Raw genomic sequence first — 18,092 nt, forward strand, 5'->3', positions numbered from 1 at the left:
GCCCGGCCCGGACCGTCCCGACCCTCTCCAGGAGACCAAGAATGACCCAGTTCCCCGCCGGGCTCCCCACCGGGATGCCCTCCCTGCCCACGCCGGACGCGCGCTACATCCTCCCGCAGTTCGAGGAGCGCACCCCCTACGGTTTCAAGCGTCAGGACCCCTACGCCAAGCTCTTCGAGGACCGCATCGTCTTCCTCGGCGCGCAGGTGGACGACGCGTCGGCCGACGACGTGATGGCCCAGCTGCTCGTGCTCGAGGCGATGGACTCCGAGCGTGACATCACCCTGTACATCAACTCGCCGGGCGGCTCGTTCACGGCCATGACGGCGATCTACGACACCATGCAGTTCATCCGGCCCGAGGTGCAGACCGTGTGCCTGGGCCAGGCCGCCTCCGCCGCGGCCGTGCTGCTGGCCGCGGGCGCCCCCGGCAAGCGTCTGGCGCTGCCCAACGCGCGCGTGCTGATCCACCAGCCGGCGATGCAGGGCGACCGCGGCACCGCCACGGACCTGGAGATCCACGCCCAGGAGATCAACCGGATGCGCGTGTGGATGGAGGAGACGCTGGCCTCCCTCACCAACCGCACGCCCGAGGAGGTCTCGCAGGACATCGACCGGGACAAGTTCCTCTCGGCCGAGCAGGCCCTCGAGTACGGCCTTGTGGACGAGGTCCTCGCCTCCCGCAAGATCACCCGCCCGTCCGCCTGACCGACGACGCCCGCCGAGGGGTCCGGCCGCGCGGTCGGACCCCTCGACGCCGACCGGGGACCCGGTCCCTTAACGTGTCCGTCCACGGCCGTATGCTGGACGGAATCTGACAGCGACGCCGCCCGCGCGGGGCGGACGTCTCCGCCCGGCCCCCGAGGAGTACCACCATGGCGCGTATCGGAGAGAGCGCTGACCTGCTGAAATGCTCGTTCTGCGGGAAGAGCCAGAAGCAGGTGCGCAAGCTCATCGCCGGCCCGGGTGTCTACATCTGCGACGAGTGCATCGAGCTGTGCAACGAGATCATCGAGGAGGAGCTCGGCGAGGCGGCGGAGGCGGACGAGACCGTCCTGCCCACCCCGCAGGAGATCTTCGACCACCTCGAGAGCTTCGTGATCGGCCAGGAGGCGGCCAAGCGTTCCCTCGCCGTCGCCGTGTACAACCACTACAAGCGCGTGCGTGGGCCGCAGGCGCGGAGCGGTGACCTGGCCGACCGCCTCACCGAGCGGGACGACCTGGCGGACGTCGAGGTCGGCAAGTCGAACATCCTCATGGTCGGCCCCACCGGCTCCGGCAAGACGTATCTCGCGCAGACCCTCGCCCGGCGGCTCAACGTCCCGTTCGCGGTCGCGGACGCCACCAGCCTCACCGAGGCCGGCTATGTGGGCGAGGACGTGGAGAACATCCTCCTCAAGCTCATCCAGGCCGCGGACTACGACGTGAAGAAGGCCGAGCAGGGCATCATCTACATCGACGAGATCGACAAGATCTCGCGGAAGTCCGAGAACCCCTCCATCACCCGGGACGTCTCCGGCGAGGGCGTGCAGCAGGCCCTGCTGAAGATCCTCGAGGGAACGGTGGCGTCGGTGCCGCCGCAGGGCGGACGCAAGCACCCCCACCAGGAGTTCCTGCAGATCGACACGTCCAACGTGCTGTTCATCGTGGCGGGCGCGTTCGCGGGCCTGGACGAGATCATCGGTTCCCGCGCCGGCCGCAAGGGCATCGGGTTCGGCGCGCCCCTGAACCACCTGGGCGCGGGGGACGTCACCTACGCGGACGTGCGGCCGGAGGACCTGCTGAAGTTCGGCCTCATCCCCGAGTTCATCGGCCGCCTGCCCGTGATCACCACCGTCGAGGACCTCACGCACGAACAGCTCGTGCGGGTGCTGACCGAACCGAAGAACGCCCTGCTCAAGCAGTACCAGAAGATGTTCCTCATGGACGGCGTGGAGCTCGAGTTCGAGCAGGACGCCCTGGACGCCGTCGTCGCCCAGGCCGAGGCCCGCGGCACCGGCGCCCGCGGCCTGCGTTCCATCATGGAGAACGTCCTCAAGCCCGTGATGTTCGAGCTGCCCTCCCGCTCGGACGTGGGCACGGTCGTCATCTCCGGGGACGTGGTGCGCGGCGAGGCCGAGCCCACGCTCATCCCGGCCGAGGTGGAACGACGTCGACGCGGCCGGAGCGCCTGACCGCCGTCGCCCAGCAGGACCGACCGGAGCCGAGACGGCTCCCTGATCGCAAGGAGCACAGCATGACCGACACCACGCAGCAGCCCACCGTCGACTTCTACTTCGACGCCACGTGCCCGTTCGCCTGGATCACCTCTCGGTGGATCCTGGAGGTCCAGAAGGTGCGCGACGTGCGGGTGGTCTTCAAGATCATGTCGCTCGCGATCCTGAACGAGGGCCGCGACCTGGACCCCGAGTACCTGGCCCGCCTCGAGAAGGCCTGGCTGCCGGCCCGCGCCGCCGTGCAGGTGCGCGAGCGGTACGGTGCCGAGGCGCTCGGCCCGTGGTACACCGCGGTCGGCACCCGCATCCACGAGCAGGGCCGCACGGACTTCGAGGCCGTGGTGGCCGAGGCCCTCGAGGAGCTCGGCCACGACGCGGACATCCTGGACGCCGCCCGCACCGACGTGGCCGACGAGCAGCTGCGCGCCAGCCAGAAGGAGGCCGAGGACCTCGTGGGCAACGACGTCGGCACGCCCGTCGTGGCGTTCAACGGCACGGCCTTCTTCGGTCCCGTGATGACCCGCATCCCGCGCGGCGAGGAGGCGGGCCGCATCTTCGACGGCGCCGTCGCCCTGGCCGACTTCCCGTACTTCTACGAGATCAAGCGGGCCCGCACCACGGATCCGCAGTTCGACTGAGCCCTCCCGGCTCGCACGAGACCGGCCCCACACCTTCAGCGCGAAGGTGTGGGGACGGCGTCGTCGGGGGCGCGGGGCGGCGGGGGTCAGCTGCGCGCCACCCGGCCGGCCGCGCGGATCAGGGGGACCTGCAGGGGCAGCCGCCCGAGGGAGACCAGTTGCGCCGGCCAGGGCCGGCGTCGCCACTGCCAGGCCATCCACGCATTGCCGGGCCACACGCCGAGGAAGAGCGCCTGCGCGGCGCGTCCGCCCGCGCGCCGGGTGCGCGGGACGGCCAGCAGACCCGCCACGGCCAGCTCGGCCACGCCGGAGCCGTGGGTCCACGCGCGGGCCGAGCCGGGCAGGAACGGCGGGATCAGCCCGTCGAAGGGTTCGGGTCGGACGAAGTGGAGCACGCCCATGGCGGCGAGGGCGGCGGACATCCGCCGGGCGGAGGCGTCGGAGGCGCGGCGGCCGGCCGGGGCGGGATCGGGTGTGGGTCTCATCCTCTCAGTGTCCACCCCCGCCGCGGTGACCGCACTGCGACATGCGGCAAGAGCACGACCAGGAGGTGCACCACGACACCCCCGGGAGGGCCGCCTCCCGACGAACTCCGATCCGGCGGCGGACTGTCCGACGCGTGCTGTGCCCTACCGGATCCGGGCCACGAACATCCCACGCTGAGGGCAGACTCGGGTTCGCAGCACGAGCGTGACGACGGCCCCGCCGCCCGTGACGGGCGACGGGGCCGTCGTCGTGCCGCGTGCGCTCCCGAGACACCTTCGGGGAACGTGCGGCGGGGATCAGTCGTCCTCGACCGGTGCCAGCTGCACGTCGGAGACGGTCAGGGGCGCGGACTCGCCGGCATCGCCCCGCGTGAGGGACAGGTCCGCGATGTTGCCGGCCGCCTTGAGGTCCGCCAGGCCGCCGCGCAGCTTCTCGAGCCACTCGGCCGGCCCGGTCACCACGGCGGAGCGCACCTGGGTCCGCTGCTTCACCTTGGCCTCGGACTTCGCCTTGCGGACGCCGCCGAGGACCTGCGCCACGGTGGGCAGGACCTCGGCGTCACCGGCGGAGGCGGCGAAGGACAGGGACGCCACCTCGTCCGCGGCGCCCGGCCACGCGGCGGTGTGCACGGAGCCGGCGCGCCACCAGCTCCACACCTCCTCGGTGGCGAACGGCTGGAACGGGGCCAGCAGACGCAGCAGGGCGTCCAGGGTGGTGGCCAGCGTGGTCACCACAGAGGCCTGCTCGGCCTCGCCGTGGCCGCCGTAGGCACGGTCCTTCACGAGCTCCACGTAGTCGTCCGTGAAGGCCCAGAAGAACTGCTCGGTCACGTTGAGGGCCCGTGCGTAGTCATAGGCCTCGAACGCGCGGGTCGCCTGCTCCACGGTGGCCGCCAGGCGCGCCAGCAGGGAGGCGTCCAGCGGGTTGGTGACGGCCGCGGCGTCATCGGCCGTGCGGATGACGGCGTCCTGCGTGGCGCCCAGGTTCAGCACGAACTTGGCGGCGTTGAGCAGCTTGATGGCCAGGCGGCGGCCGATCTTCATCTGCGCCACCTCGTAGGCGGTGTCTGCGCCGAGGCGGGCCGAGGCGGCCCAGTAGCGGACGGCGTCCGAGCCGAACTGGTCCAGGATGTCGGTCGGGACCACCACGTTGCCCTTGGACTTGGACATCTTCTTGCGGTCCGGGTCGAGGATCCAGCCGGAGAGCGCGGTGTCCGTCCACGGCACGGAGCCGTTGAGGGCGTGGGCGCGCACCACGGTGGAGAACAGCCAGGTGCGGATGATGTCGTGGCCCTGCGGGCGCAGATCGAACGGGAAGACGTTGTTGAAGAACGCCTCGTCACGGGACCAGCGGCCCACGATCTGCGGGGTCAGGGAGGAGGTGGCCCAGGTGTCCAGGACGTCCGGGTCGCCGGTGAAGCCGCCGGGGACGTCGCGCTGGTCCTCGGCGTAGCCCGGGGCGGCCTCGGCGGCCGGGTCCACGGGCAGCTGCTCGTCGGCCGGGAGGATCGGGTTCTCATAGTCGGGCTCACCCTCCGCATCCAGCGGGTACCAGACCGGGATCGGCACCCCGAAGAAGCGCTGGCGGGAGACGAGCCAGTCGCCGTTGAGGCCCTCGACCCAGTTCTCGTAGCGGTGGCGCATGTGCTCCGGGTGCCAGGAGATCTCGCGGCCACGCTCGATCAGCTCCGCGCGGCGGTCGGCGTCGCGGCCGCCGTTGCGGATGTACCACTGGCGGGAGGTGACGACCTCGAGCGGCTTGTCGCCCTTCTCGTAGAAGTTCACGGCGTGCATGATCTTCTTCGGCTCCCCGTCCAGCAGGCCGGCCGCGGTGAGGGCGTCCACCACACCCTGCTTGGCGGAGAAGACGGTCCGGCCGGCCACGGTGTCCGCATAGGCCTGTCGGCCGGCGTCCGTGGTGATCCACTCGGGGGTGTCGGCGGCGAAGCGGCCGTCACGGCCGATCAGGGTGCGGGTCGGCAGCTGCAGTTCGCGCCACCAGGTGACGTCGTTGAGATCGCCGAAGGTGCAGACCATGGCGATGCCGGAGCCCTTGTCCGGCTTGGCCAGCGGGTGCGGGAAGACCTCGACCTCCACGCCGTACAGCGGGGAGGTGACGGTCGTGCCGAACAGGTGCTGGTAGCGCTCGTCGTCCGGGTGGGCGACCAGGCCGGAGCAGGAGGCCAGCAGCTCGGGGCGGGTGGTCTCGATGAAGACCTGCTCGCCGTCCGCAGCGGTGAAGGCGTAGCGGTGGTAGGCGCCGGGGACCTCGCGGTCCTCGAGCTCGGCCTGGGCCACGGCGGTGCGGAAGGTCACGTCCCACATGGTGGGGGCCTCGGCCAGATAGGCGTCGCCCGAGGCGATGCCGGCCAGGAAGGCGCGCTGGGAGACGGCGCGGGAGACGTCGTCGATGGTCCGGTAGGTCATGTCCCAGTCGACGGACAGGCCGAGACGGGTGAAGAGGTCCTCGAAGACCTTCTCGTCCTCGACGGCGAGCTCCTCGCAGAGCTCGATGAAGTTCTTGCGGGAGATCACGTCCCAGTCGCGCTGGTTCTTCGCCGGCTTCTCCGGCGGGCGGTAGCCCTCCACGTACGGCTTGGCGGGGTCGCAGCGGACGCCGTAGTAGTTCTGCACGCGGCGCTCGGTGGGCAGGCCGTTGTCGTCCCAGCCCATCGGGTAGAACACGTTCTTGCCGTTCATGCGCTGGTAGCGGGCGAGCACGTCGGTCTGCGTGTAGGAGAAGACGTGGCCCACGTGCAGCGAGCCGGAGGCGGTCGGCGGGGGAGTGTCGATCGAGTAGACCTGCTCGCGGGTGGTCTGCGTGTCGAACGCGTAGGTGCGCTCGTCGGCCCAGCGGGCGGTCAGCTTCTCCTCGAGGCCCTCGAGGGCCGGCTTGTCCGGCACGGCCACGGCGCCGGCGGCGGGGGTGGACGGGGTCGATGCGTCGATGGGCGTGTCTGTGCCCTGCGTGTTCTCAGCCATGCCCGCCATCCTCCCATGACCGGGGCGGCGGGCCGGGCCTGCGACGACGCCCGGGACGTCCCGCCCTTTCAGTCGCTCGACCTGGCGGAGGTGATCCGGGCGGTGCTCCGAACGGCGCGGCTCGGCTACGGTCGGAGGCGTGAGCCACACCCATGAACCTGCGAAGAACCCCGCCCGCGCCGCCGTCGTGACGGGGGCCACGAGCGGCATCGGCCGCGCCACGGCCCTCGAGCTCGCCCGCCGCGGCTGGCGCGTGTACGCGGTCGGCCGCCGGGCCGAGCGCCTCGAGACCCTCGCTGCCGACGCCCGGGCCGAGGGCGTGAGCGGCGACGTCGTCCCCGCCGCCCTGGACGTCACGGACGAGGCCGCCGTCGCCGCGCTGGCCTCGCGCGTCGAGGCCGACGGCGGCGCCGACACCCTCGTCAACATCGCCGGCGGCGCGCTCGGCACGGACGCGGTGGGCGACGGCGACCGCGCCGACTGGGAGTGGATGTACCGCGTCAACGTGCTCGGCACCCTCACGATGTGCCAGGCGTTCCTGCCCATGCTCCGCGCCCACGGCGAGGGCACCGTGCTCAACCTGACCTCGACCGCCGCCGTCACCGCCTACGAGGGCGGCGCCGGCTACAACGCCGCGAAGATGGGCCAGCACGGGCTCACCGGCGCGCTGCGCCTGGAGGAGGCCGAGCACAACGTGCGGGTGATCGAGGTGCTGCCGGGCATGGTCCACACCGAGGAGTTCTCCCGCAACCGCCTGGGCGGCGACCAGTCCGCCGCGGACGCCGTGTATGCGGGCGTGGAGAAGCCGCTCACCGCCGAGGACGTCGCCGAGGTGTGCGTCCACGCCGTCGAGCTGCCCCACCACGTGAACCTGGATCAGATCGTGATGCGGCCGGTCGCCCAGGCCGCCCAGCACAAGGTGATCCGCCGGTGAGCGGCGGGCCGCAGAACGTGTGGGCCGACGCGGTGGGCTCGGCATGAGCGCGCCCGTGCTGCACGTGATCGCCTGCGCCCACGGCACGCACGACGCGGCCGGCCGCGACGTGATCGACGGCCTCCGTGCCGACCTGGCGGCCCTCCTGGCCGCCGAGGGGCCGGGCGCCCAGGTCCACGAGGCCTACGTGGACGTGCAGAGCCCCTCCCTCGACGAGGTCGTGGCGGCCCTGCCCCCGGGGGAGCCGGCCGTGATCGTGCCGCTGCTGCTGTCCCTGGGCCATCACGTCCACCACGACATCCACCACGCCGCAGCCGCCCGACCCGGCACGATCGCCGCCGCACCGCTGGCCGGGGCCGGGGACGACGTCGAGCCGCGCCTGGTGACCGTTCTGGCCGAGCGGGTGGCCCGGGCGGTGCCGGCCGGTGAGGCCGCGACATCGGACGTCATCCTGGCGGCGGCCGGCACCCGCGCCGCGGACGGCCAGGCCCAGGTGCACGCCCTGGCCGGGGCCCTGGCCCGGGCCACGGGACTGCCCGTGACCGCGGCGTTCGGGGCGGCGGCGACCCCCCGTGTGCCCGACGCCGTCGCCCGGGTGCACGCCGCCGGCCGTCGCGCCGTGGTGGCCGCCCACCTGCTGGCCCCCGGGTACTTCCACGACCGGCTCGGCGAGGCCGGCGCGGACGCGGTCACCGACCCCCTGCTGCCGCATCCGCTGGTGGCGCGGATCGCCCTGGACCGGCTGCGGTCCGCCCTCGTAGAGGCCCCGAGGGGAGCCGCCGGAGGCCGCTGAGCCGTCCGTCACACGACCGGGGCCGGACCGGGTCCCCGCCGCGGCCCGGCCCCGGGAACGTGACGAACCGCGTCGACGATCTTGGGGCCGGCATGCCGGGTTCCTAGCGTGGCGGCCATGACCCAGGTGAACGAGACGTCGAGGCCGGCGCGCACTCCGCGCCGTCCCTCCGCCAAGCCGCACGGCCAGTGGAAGGTGGACGGGACCGCCCCCCTGAACCACAACGAGGAGTTCAAGCAGCAGGACGACGGCCTGAACGTCCGCGAGCGCATCGAGCAGGTCTACGCCCACGAGGGCTTCGACTCGATCCCCTCGGACGACCTGCACGGCCGCTTCCGCTGGTGGGGCCTGTACACCCAGCGTCGGCAGGGGATCGACGGCGGCAAGACCGCCACCCTGGAGCCCCACGAACTCGAGGACCGCTACTTCATGCTGCGCGTGCGCATCGACGGCGGCGACCTCACCACCGAGCAGCTGCGCGTGATCGGCGGGATCTCCACCGACTTCGGCCGTGACACCGCGGACATCACCGACCGGCAGAACGTCCAGCTGCACTGGATCCGCGTCGAGGACGTCCCCGAGATCTGGCGGCGCCTGGAGTCCGTGGGCCTGTCCACCACCGAGGCCTGCGGCGACGTGCCGCGCGTGATCCTCGGCTCACCGGTGGCCGGGATCGCCGCGGACGAGATCATCGACCCCACGCCCGTGATCCGGGAGATCGCGGACCGCTGGATCGGCGACCTCGAGATCTCCAACCTGCCCCGCAAGTTCAAGACCGCCATCACCGGACACCCCTCCCAGGACGTGGTCCACGAGATCAACGACGTCTCCCTGATCGGCGTGGTGCACCCCGAGCTGGGCCCCGGTTACGACCTGTGGGTCGGCGGCGGCCTGTCCACGAAGGCCCGCCTGGCCGACCGGATCGGTGCCTTCGTCTCGGCCGAGCGCGCCCCCGAGGTGTGGCACGCCGTCGTGAGCATCTTCCGTGACTACGGCTACCGGCGCCTGCGCAACAAGGCCCGCATGAAGTACCTGCTCGAGGACTGGGGGCCGGAGAGGTTCCGCACCGTGCTGGAGGAGGAGTACCTCGGCTACGCCCTGCCCGACGGACCCGCCCCGGCCCCGCCCACCCGTCCCGGCGACCACGTGGGGGTCCACGAGCAGAAGGACGGCCGCTTCTACATCGGCGCCGCTCCCGTCGTCGGCCGCTCCAGCGGCACCACCCTCACCGCCCTCGCGGACCTGCTCGAGGCCCACGGCTCCACGCGGCTGCGCACCACCCCCCACCAGAAGATCGTGGTGCTGGACGTGGAGCGGGACCGGGTGGACGCCGTCGTGGCCGGCTTGAAGGAGCTGGGACTGGACCCGGAGCCGTCCGTATTCCGCCGCTCCACCATCGCCTGCACGGGCCTGGAGTTCTGCAAGCTCGCCATCGTGGACACGAAGGACACCGCCACCGCCGCGATCGCCCAGCTCGAGGAGCGCCTGGCCGACCTCGCCGACCGCCTCCCCGAGCGGCTGAGCCTGCATGTGAACGGCTGCCCCAACTCCTGCGCCCGCATCCAGACCGCGGACATCGGCCTGAAGGGCCAGCTGCTCCCGGACGACGACGGCGGCCAGACGCCCGGCTTCCAGGTTCACCTGGGCGGCGGGCTGGCCTCCGTGGACCGCGCCGAGGCCGGCCTCGGACGCAGCGTCCGCGGCTTGAAGGTCCGCGCGGACGGGCTGGTCGACTACGTCGAGCGCGTCGTCCGCCGGTACGACGAGCAGCGTGAGCCGGGCGAGACCTTCGCCCGGTGGGCGCACCGAGTCGACGAGGAGGCCCTCCGATGAGCACCGTTCCCCCCACCCGTCCGACCGAGGACCTCGAGCGCCTGCAGGCGCTCGCGGAGTCCGGCGCCGCCGAGCTCGGCTGGGACGCCCCCGCCGAGGCGGTGGTCGACTGGGCCGCCCGCCATGTGGACCTCCGCCGGGCGGCCGTGGCCTGCTCCATGGCCGACGCCGTCCTGCCGCACCTGGTGGCGCAGCGGATGCCCGGCGTGGACGTCCTCTTCCTGGACACCGGCTACCACTTCACCGAGACCCTCGCGACGCGCGACGAGGTGGCCCGCCGCCTCGACGTCACCGTGGTGGACGTGCTCCCGGAGGTGACCGTGGCCGAGCAGGACGAGCGCCACGGCAAGGACCTGTTCGCCCGTGACCCGGGGCTGTGCTGCGCGATGCGCAAGGTCGAGCCCCTCAACCGGGCGCTGGCCGGATACGACCTGTGGTTCACCGGCGTCCGCCGGGACGAGGCGCCGACGCGCACGAACACCCCGCTGGTGGGCTGGGACGAGGCCCACGGCATGGTCAAGGTCAACCCCGTCGCCCCGTGGAGCTTCGACGACCTGGTCGGCTACGCCACGGACCACGACGTGCCCGTGAACCTGCTCCTGCAGAACGGCTACCCCTCGATCGGCTGCCGCCCCTGCACCCGCCCCGTCGCCCCCGGGGAGGACCCCCGTGCCGGGCGCTGGGCCGGGACCGCGAAGACCGAGTGCGGCATCCACGTCTGAGCGCCGCTCCCGAGACAGACCAAGGAGACACGATGACCCTCACCCATGCCCCCGACCCGGGGACCGTGAGCCCTGCCGGGCCCGACGTCCAGGACGCCCTGGAGGCCGAGGCGATCCACATCATCCGCGAGGTGGTGGCCGAGTTCGAGCGCCCCGCCATGCTCTTCTCGGGCGGCAAGGACTCCGTGGTGATGCTCCACCTGGCCGCGAAGGCCTTCTGGCCGGGCAGGATCCCCTTCCCGGTGGTCCACGTGGACACCGGCCACAACTTCCCCGAGGTCCTCGAGTTCCGCGACCGCACGGTGGAGCGGCTCGGCCTGCGGCTCGTGGTGGGCTCCGTGCAGGAGTACATCGACCGCGGCGAGCTGCGTGAGCGCGCCGACGGCACCCGCAACACCCTGCAGACCACCCCCCTGCTGGACACGATCCGGACCAACCGGTTCGACGCCGTCTTCGGGGGAGGCCGCCGTGACGAGGACAAGGCGCGGGCCAAGGAGCGGATCATCAGCCTGCGGGACGCGTTCGGCCAGTGGGACCCGCGCAACCAGCGCCCCGAGCTGTGGAACCTCTACAACGGCCGTCACACCCCCGGCCAGCACGTCCGCGCGTTCCCCATCAGCAACTGGACCGAGCTGGACGTGTGGCGGTACATCGCCCGCGAGGGCATCGAGCTGCCCTCCATCTACTACGCGCACGAGCGGGAGGTCTTCCGCCGCGACGGCATGTGGCGCGCCGTGGGGGAGCACTCCCGCCCGACCGAGGGCGAGGAGGTCACCACGCGGACGGTGCGCTACCGCACGGTGGGCGACATGTCCTGCACCGGCGCCGTCCTCTCGGAGGCCGCCACCGTCGAGGACGTCGTGCTCGAGGTCGCCGCCTCCACCCTGACCGAACGCGGGGCCACCCGCGCCGACGACCGCATCTCCGAGGCGGCCATGGAAGATCGCAAGAAGGACGGGTACTTCTGATGAGCACCGCACTGCTGGACCGGCACGCCCCCGCCGGGACCCTGTTCCGCCTGGCCACGGCCGGCTCGGTCGACGACGGCAAGTCCACCCTCGTGGGCCGCCTCCTGCACGACTCCAAGGCCGTCCTGGCCGACCAGCTCGAGGCCGTGGCCCGCACCTCCGCCGAGCGCGGCTTCGGCGGTGCCGAGGGCGGGCTGGACCTGGCGCTGCTGACCGACGGCCTGCGCGCCGAGCGGGAGCAGGGGATCACGATCGACGTCGCGTACCGGTACTTCGCCACGGACCGGCGCACCTTCGTGCTGGCCGACTGCCCCGGGCACGTGCAGTACACCCGGAACACCGTCACGGGCGCCTCGACGGCCGATGCGGTCGTGCTGCTCGTGGACGCCCGCAAGGGCGTGGTGGAGCAGACCCGGCGCCACCTCAGCGTGGTGGCCCTGCTGCGGGTGCCGCACGTGATCGTCGCCGTCAACAAGATCGATCTCGTGGACTACGCCGAGGAGGTCTTCACCGCGATCGCCGAGGACGTCCGGCGCGTGGCCCGGGAGCTCGGCCTCTCCGACGCGGTGAGCGTCCCGGTGTCCGCCCTGCAGGGCGACAACGTGGTCACCCGCTCCGAGCGGACGGACTGGTACACCGGCCCCACGCTCATGGAGCTGCTCGAGTCCCTGCCCGGGGCGGACGCCGAGGACGACGCCGCCGCCTCCTTCCGCTTCCCGGTGCAGCTCGTGGTGCGCCCCCAGGGCGCCCTGGCCCCCGGCCTCGACCCCGAGGTGTTCCGCGACTACCGCGGCTACGCCGGGCAGGTGGTCGCGGGCACCGTCCGGCCCGGGGACGCCGTCGCCGTCCTCACCCCGGGGCAGCCGGCGCGCACCACCACCGTGGTGGGCGTGGACGCCGCCGGGGAATCCCTCGAGGAGGCCTCCTCCCCGCAGTCGGTGGTCCTGCGCCTGGCCGACGAGGTGGACGTGGCCCGCGGGGACACGATCGCCGCCGCGGACACCGCCCCGCGCCCCACCGCGGAGGTGGCCGCCGCGCTGTGCTGGCTCTCCGCCGCACCGCTGCGCGTCGGGCAGCAGGTCCTCGTCAAGCACGGCACCGCCGTCGTCCGGGCGCTCGTCCAGGAGGTGGCCGGTCGGCTCGACCTCGACACCCTGCGGCTCGACCCGGCCGAGACCCTCGGGCTCAACGACATCGGACAGGTGCGCCTGCACCTGGCCGCGCCGCTGCCCGTGGAGCCCTACGCCGTGCATCGGCGCACCGGGGCGTTCCTCGTGATCGACCCCCACGACGGGGCCACGCTCGCCGCCGGCATGGTGCGCGGCGGCGACGAGGCCTGATCCGGATGACGACGGCGCGACGGGAGCGGTCATGACGGTGGTGATGGAGGACGTGGGCAAGAGCTTCGGCGGGCCCACGCCCGTGCTGGAGGACGTCTCCGTGCGGATCGAGCCGGGCGAGTTCGTCTGCCTGCTCGGTGCGTCCGGGTGCGGCAAGTCCACCCTGCTGAACCTCGTCGCCCGGCTCGAGGCGCCCACCGCGGGCGTCGTCAAGACCCCCCGGGAGGGGGCCGCGTTCATGTTCCAGGACGCCGCCCTCTTCCCGTGGCTCACCGCCCGCGGCAACATCGAGCTCGCCCTCCGCTTCGCCGGTGTGGCCGCGGGGGAGCGTCGGGAGCGTGCCGGGGAGCTGCTGCGCCTCGTCCACCTCGACGACGCCGCCGACCTGCGACCCCACCAGCTCTCCGGCGGCATGCGCCAGCGCGTCGCCCTGGCCCGGGCCCTCGCCCAGGACCGCCCCCTGCTGCTCATGGACGAGCCGTTCGCGGCCTTGGACGCGATCACCCGCGACCTGCTGCATGGGGAGCTCGAGCGCGTGTGGCGGCAGACCGGTCGGACGGTCGTGTTCGTCACCCACAACGTGGCCGAGGCCGTCCGCCTCGGCCAGCGGGTGCTGCTGCTGTCCTCACGTCCGGGTCGCGTCGTCGCCGAATGGGACGTGCCCGCGGCCGCCCGCCACGACGCGCCCGCCGCGGCCGCCCTCACGGCCGCCATCACCGCCCGACTCGGTCAGGAGATCCGTCGCCATGCGCACTGACACCCCCACCCTCGACGCCCCCGGCCGCGCGCCGGGGGCCGCCACCGACGACGAGCTGCGCGAGCTCGACAGCGGCCTCGACGCGCTCCAGGCCGTCGACTCGACCCGTCGGACGGGTCTGGCCGGGTGGGACTGGAGCCGGGTCCTGCTCCCGGTGGCCGCCGTCGTCCTGCTCGTGGCGATCTGGCAGGCCTTCGCGTGGCTGGCCGGTGCGCGCGGTGAGCCGATCACCGGTCCCGGCGACGTCGTCGGGGCCTTCGGGACGCTGTGGGCCCAGGGCCTCGTCCAGCAGGCAGTGGCGACGTCGGTGGGCCGCGCCGTCGTCGGCTTCGCACTCGCCGTGGTCGTCGGCGTCGGGCTGGGCCTGGTGCTCGGACAGGTCAGCGTCCTGCGGCGGGCGTTCGGCCCGCTGCTCACGGCCCTGATGGTGCTGCCGAACGTGGCCTGGGTGCCGCTCGCGGTGCTGTGGTTCGGCCTCAGCGACGCCACCGCGTACTTCGTGATGCTCACCGGCGCCGTCCCCGCCGTGGTCGCCGGCCTCACCACCGGCACGGACCAGGTGCCGCCGCAGCTGCGTCGCGCGGCCCGGGTGCTGGGCGCCTCGCGTCTCGAGACCGCCCTGCTGGTGGTCCTCCCGGCCGCCCTGCCCGCCTTCGTCTCCGGCCTGCGCCAGGGCTGGGCCTTCGCGTGGCGAGGCCTCATGGCCGCCGAGATCATCGCCGTCGGCGGGCCCATGGGCGTGGGACTCGGGACCCTGCTCCACGAGGGACGTGCCGCGTCCGACCTCGCCGTCGTCCTCTGCGCCGTCCTGACCATCCTGGCCGTCGGCGTCCTCGTCGAACTGGCCGTATTCGGCCCCGTCGAGCGGCGCATGCTGCGCCGCCGGGGGCTGCTGGAAGGGAGCACGCGATGACCGCGTCCGATCTGTACCCCACCTCCCTGCGTCTGCTCGGCCGGCCCGTCCTGATGGTGGGCGGCGGGCGCGTGGCCGGCCGCCGCATGGGCGCCCTCCTCGACGCCGGCGCGCTCGTCACCGTGGTGGCCCCGGAGCCGGGGGAGGAGGTGGAGCGGCTCGCGGCGGCCGGCCTGATCACCCTGCACCGCCGCCCCTACCGCCCGTCCGACCTCGACGGGGTCTGGTTCGCCCAGACCGCCACCGGCGACCGGGCCGTGGACGGGGCCGTGGCCTCCGACGCCGAGGCCCGCCGCGTCTGGTGCGTCGACGCCTCCGATGCCGAGTCCTCCGCCGCCTGGACGCCCGCCGTCGTCCGGGCCGGGGACGTGACCGTGGCCGTCAACGCCGGGGGAGACCCTCGCCGCGCCCGCGCCCTGAAGGATGCGATCACCCTCGCCCTGTCGACGGGGCGGCTGCCGCTGCGCCGGCGGCGCGCGTCCGCCGAGCCCGGCCGCGTGGCCCTCGTCGGCGGCGGCCCCGGCGACTCCGGGCTCATCACCGTGCGCGGCCGACAGCTGCTCGCGGAGGCCGACGTGGTGGTCGCCGACCGGCTGGGCCCGCGCGCCCTCCTGGCCGAGCTGGACCCGGCGGTGCCCGTGATCGAGGTCGGCAAGGCCCCCGGGAACCACCTGGCCACGCAGGACGAGATCAACGCCGTCCTGGTCCGGGAGGCCCGGGCCGGCCGCCTCGTCGTCCGGCTCAAGGGCGGCGACCCGTACGTGCTCGGCCGCGGCGGCGAGGAGGCAGCGCACTGCCGCGCCCATGGCGTCGACGTCGAGGTGGTCCCCGGTGTCACGAGCGCCGTCTCGGTGCCCGCCGCCGCGGGGATCCCGGTCACCCATCGCGGCGTCGCCACCGGCTTCACGCTGGTGACCGGCCACGAAGAGCTGGCCGAAGTGCCCACCCGGGCCGACCACACGCTCGTCCTGCTGATGGGCGTGCGCCGGCTCGCGGACACCGCGCGCCGACTGACGGAGCGCGGCCTCGACGGCGCGACGCCCGTGGCGATCATCGAGCGCGGCTGGATGCCGGACCAGCGGGTCACCGTGGGCACGGTGGAGACCATCGCCGCGCAGGCGGCCGCCGTCGGTGTGGAGAACCCCGCCGTGATCGTCGTGGGCGACGTCGTGCGCCTGAGCCCCTACGCCACCGGCGCGCCTGCAGCCGGTGTCCCTGCCCCGATCTTGACCCTGAACCCGACCTCCGAAGGAGCACGAGCATGACCCTGACCCCCTCGAGGCCTGACCGCCCGTTGCGCATCGCCATCATCGGTGCCGGACCCGCCGGGGTGTACACGGCGGACATCCTGACCAAGGAGGAACGGGACTTCCGTGTCAGCATCGACCTGTTCGACCGGTACCCGGCCCCGTTCGGCCTGATCCGCTACGGGGTGGCCCCGGACCATCCGCGCATCAAGGGCATCGTCACCGCGCTGCACAAGGTCATGGACCGCGGGGACATCCGTTTCCTGGGGAATGTGGACTACGGCACGGACCTGAGCCTGGCGGATCTGCGTCGGCATTACGACGCGATCGTGTTCTCCACCGGTGCGGTGCGGGACGCTGCCCTGGACGTGCCGGGGGTGGAGTTGGCCGGCTCGTTCGGTGGCGCGGACTTCGCGTCCTGGTATGACGGGCACCCGGATGTGCCGCGGCATTGGCCGTTGGAGGCCACGCAGGTGGCGGTGATCGGCAACGGGAACGTGGCCCTGGATGTGGCCCGGATCCTGTCCAAGCATGCCGAGGACCTGTTGCCCACCGAGATCCCGGACAACGTGTACCGGGATCTGGCCGCTTCCCCGGTCACGGATGTGCACGTGTTCGGCCGGCGTGGGCCGGCGCAGGTGAAGTTCACCCCGTTGGAGCTGCGGGAGCTGGCGCATTCCCGGGATGTGGACATCGTGTTGTACGAGGAGGACTTCGACTTCGATGAGGCCTCGGAGAAGGCGATCGAGGAGAACAATCAGGTCCGCACCATGGTGGGCACGTTGACGAACTGGCTCATGGAGCAGGAGGACCGTCAGCAGAGCGCCTCGCGTCGGCTGCACCTGCATTTCCTCCAGGCCCCGGAGGAGTTCCTGGACGAGGACGGCGACGGCCGGGTGGACGGCCTGCGGATGCGCCGGATGGAGTTGGACGGTTCCGGTGGGGTCCGTCCGACGGGGGAGACCGTGGACTACCCGGTGCAGGCGGTGTACCGGGCGGTGGGGTATTTCGGTTCGCCCGTGGAGGGGGTGGAGTTCGATGAGGTGCGCGGTGTGATCCCGAACGCGCAGGGCCGCGTGCTCGACGCGGACGGCGCCCCCGTCCCCGGCCTGTATGCCTCCGGCTGGATCAAGCGCGGCCCCGTGGGGTTGATCGGGCACACCAAGGGTGACTCCCTGGAGACGATCAAGCATCTGATCGAGGACGAGCCGGGGCTGTGGACGGCCCAGGAGCCCTCCGAGGAGTCGGTGATCGAGCTGCTCGAGTCCCGTGAGGTCCCGTACACCACGTGGGCCGGTTGGCATGCTCTGGATGACCATGAGAAGTCCCTGGGTGCGCGGGCCACGGAGGCCGGTCCGGTGGCGCGGGAGCGGGTGAAGGTCGTGGACCGGGAGGAGATGACCCGCATCTCCCGGGAGAGCGTCCTCCTCGGCGCCGGAGGCTGAGTCCTCCCGTCGGGCGGATTCGCGGCCGCGGCGCGGCCCACCCCTCGCCCGCGCCGCGGCCCGCTCCCTACCGTGGTGCCCATGACCACCTTCGCCGCAGCCGAACGCGCCCGTCTCGCTGACCTCCTGCTCGAGAAGGGCCCCCACGCGCCCACCCTGTGCGGCGGCTGGAGCACCCGCGACCTCGCCGCCCACCTCTGGCTGCGGGAGAGCCGGCCCGACGCCTTCGCCGCCCTGTTCATCCCGCCGCTGTCCCGCCACCTCGACCGCCTGACCGCGGACACCAAGCGCCGCGACTACGCCGAGGTCGTGCGGGAGTGGGCCGCGGGCCCGTCGGCGCTGAACCCCATGCGGGCGGCGGACAGGCACGTGAACGCGGCCGAGCACTTCATCCACCTCGAGGACGTCCGGCGCGGCGAGTCCGCGACCGGCGGCTCGCTGCCCGCCCCGCGCCCGTTCTCCCCGGACGAGGAGGACGCCCTCTACCGCTCGCTGCGTCGCATGGCCCCGCTGTTCCTGCGCACGTCCACGGCGCCGGTGGTCCTCCAGGGCCCGGGTCGCGCCCCGGTCACCGTCACCCGTGGGGCCGTGGCGCTGCGGGCGCCCGTCACGGTGACCGGCGAGGTCGGGGAGCTCCTCCTCTGGGCCTCGGGCCGGGACGCCGTGCACGTGGAGATCGACGGCGACGCGTCGGCGGCCGTGCGCACCGCCCTCTGACGCGCTCCGGCCCCGCGGCCCCGGGCCGGCGCAGCGTCCACTACACTGGCGGGCACAGGCGTCGACCCGGCCATCACCGGCGAGCCTCCGGAAGAACGGGCCG

Annotated in this window: 16 protein-coding genes; 14 read left to right on the forward strand and 2 right to left on the reverse strand. The window is 73.0% G+C overall.

Annotated elements, in window-relative coordinates; translation table 11 throughout:
- Nucleotides 1-41 precede the first annotated feature (41 nt).
- From ACUW6W_RS01590 to ACUW6W_RS01600, 3 genes are all read left to right on the forward strand, one after another.
- Entirely contained in the window at nt 42-707 is a 666-nt protein-coding gene (locus ACUW6W_RS01590; protein ID WP_002855988.1) for an ATP-dependent Clp protease proteolytic subunit, read from the forward strand.
- 167 nt (nt 708-874) lie between these two features.
- Nucleotides 875-2,173: an ATP-dependent Clp protease ATP-binding subunit ClpX gene (gene clpX, locus ACUW6W_RS01595; RefSeq protein ID WP_060775624.1), complete on the forward strand. Its 1,299-nt coding sequence runs from the start codon at nt 875-877 to the stop codon at nt 2,171-2,173.
- A gap of 62 nt (nt 2,174-2,235) precedes the next feature.
- Nucleotides 2,236-2,853 (forward strand): mycothiol-dependent nitroreductase Rv2466c family protein, encoded by a 618-nt coding sequence (locus ACUW6W_RS01600; RefSeq protein ID WP_061867773.1) that lies wholly within the window; start codon nt 2,236-2,238, stop codon nt 2,851-2,853.
- Nucleotides 2,854-2,939: 86 nt separating this feature from the next.
- Here ACUW6W_RS01600 and ACUW6W_RS01605 read toward each other — a convergent pair whose 3' ends face one another.
- Both ACUW6W_RS01605 and valS read right to left on the reverse strand, forming a co-directional pair.
- A complete protein-coding gene (locus ACUW6W_RS01605) occupies nt 2,940-3,275 on the reverse strand; it encodes a DoxX family protein (RefSeq protein ID WP_095346890.1) in 336 nt (111 codons plus the stop codon).
- A gap of 360 nt (nt 3,276-3,635) precedes the next feature.
- On the reverse strand, nt 3,636-6,320 hold the full coding sequence (valS, locus tag ACUW6W_RS01610) for a valine--tRNA ligase (RefSeq protein WP_454179672.1): 2,685 nt from the start codon (nt 6,318-6,320) through the stop codon (nt 3,636-3,638).
- A 139-nt stretch (nt 6,321-6,459) separates the two neighbouring features.
- Here valS and ACUW6W_RS01615 point away from each other — a divergent pair, with 139 nt between their 5' ends.
- The 11 genes from ACUW6W_RS01615 (at nt 6,460) to ACUW6W_RS01665 (ending at nt 17,989) form a co-directional block, all read left to right on the forward strand.
- A complete protein-coding gene (locus ACUW6W_RS01615) occupies nt 6,460-7,254 on the forward strand; it encodes an SDR family oxidoreductase (RefSeq protein WP_036316887.1) in 795 nt (264 codons plus the stop codon).
- A gap of 43 nt (nt 7,255-7,297) precedes the next feature.
- Nucleotides 7,298-8,047 (forward strand): sirohydrochlorin chelatase, encoded by a 750-nt coding sequence (locus ACUW6W_RS01620; RefSeq protein ID WP_036316890.1) that lies wholly within the window; start codon nt 7,298-7,300, stop codon nt 8,045-8,047.
- Nucleotides 8,048-8,164: 117 nt separating this feature from the next.
- Nucleotides 8,165-9,880, forward strand: a complete 1,716-nt coding sequence (locus tag ACUW6W_RS01625; RefSeq protein ID WP_036316987.1) for a nitrite/sulfite reductase — start codon at nt 8,165-8,167, stop codon at nt 9,878-9,880.
- Nucleotides 9,877-10,602 carry a phosphoadenylyl-sulfate reductase gene (locus tag ACUW6W_RS01630; RefSeq protein ID WP_454179674.1) on the forward strand — a complete coding sequence of 242 codons (726 nt, stop codon included), beginning with the start codon at nt 9,877-9,879 and terminating at the stop codon, nt 10,600-10,602. The genes ACUW6W_RS01625 and ACUW6W_RS01630 overlap by 4 nt, the downstream gene beginning before the upstream one ends.
- A 32-nt stretch (nt 10,603-10,634) precedes the next feature.
- Nucleotides 10,635-11,570, forward strand: coding sequence for a sulfate adenylyltransferase subunit CysD (gene cysD, locus ACUW6W_RS01635; protein ID WP_095353784.1), 936 nt, complete (start codon nt 10,635-10,637; stop codon nt 11,568-11,570).
- Nucleotides 11,570-12,910: a sulfate adenylyltransferase subunit 1 gene (locus ACUW6W_RS01640; protein WP_036316896.1), complete on the forward strand. Its 1,341-nt coding sequence runs from the start codon at nt 11,570-11,572 to the stop codon at nt 12,908-12,910. The genes cysD and ACUW6W_RS01640 overlap by 1 nt, the downstream gene beginning before the upstream one ends.
- A gap of 31 nt (nt 12,911-12,941) precedes the next feature.
- Nucleotides 12,942-13,667, forward strand: a complete 726-nt coding sequence (locus tag ACUW6W_RS01645) for an ABC transporter ATP-binding protein (RefSeq protein WP_036316899.1) — start codon at nt 12,942-12,944, stop codon at nt 13,665-13,667.
- Nucleotides 13,657-14,580: an ABC transporter permease gene (locus ACUW6W_RS01650; RefSeq protein WP_041104780.1), complete on the forward strand. Its 924-nt coding sequence runs from the start codon at nt 13,657-13,659 to the stop codon at nt 14,578-14,580. The genes ACUW6W_RS01645 and ACUW6W_RS01650 overlap by 11 nt, the downstream gene beginning before the upstream one ends.
- Nucleotides 14,577-15,845: a uroporphyrinogen-III C-methyltransferase gene (cobA, locus tag ACUW6W_RS01655; protein ID WP_113914188.1), complete on the forward strand. Its 1,269-nt coding sequence runs from the start codon at nt 14,577-14,579 to the stop codon at nt 15,843-15,845. Before ACUW6W_RS01650 ends, cobA begins: the two co-directional genes overlap by 4 nt.
- Complete coding sequence (locus ACUW6W_RS01660; RefSeq protein ID WP_454179678.1) at nt 15,842-17,272, forward strand: FAD-dependent oxidoreductase; 1,431 nt, start codon at nt 15,842-15,844, stop codon at nt 17,270-17,272. The genes cobA and ACUW6W_RS01660 overlap by 4 nt, the downstream gene beginning before the upstream one ends.
- 81 nt (nt 17,273-17,353) lie before the next feature.
- Nucleotides 17,354-17,989 (forward strand): TIGR03085 family metal-binding protein, encoded by a 636-nt coding sequence (locus ACUW6W_RS01665; RefSeq protein ID WP_101965499.1) that lies wholly within the window; start codon nt 17,354-17,356, stop codon nt 17,987-17,989.
- Nucleotides 17,990-18,092 lie beyond the last annotated feature (103 nt).

This window comes from Micrococcus sp. 093350064-1 (genome assembly GCF_053627955.1).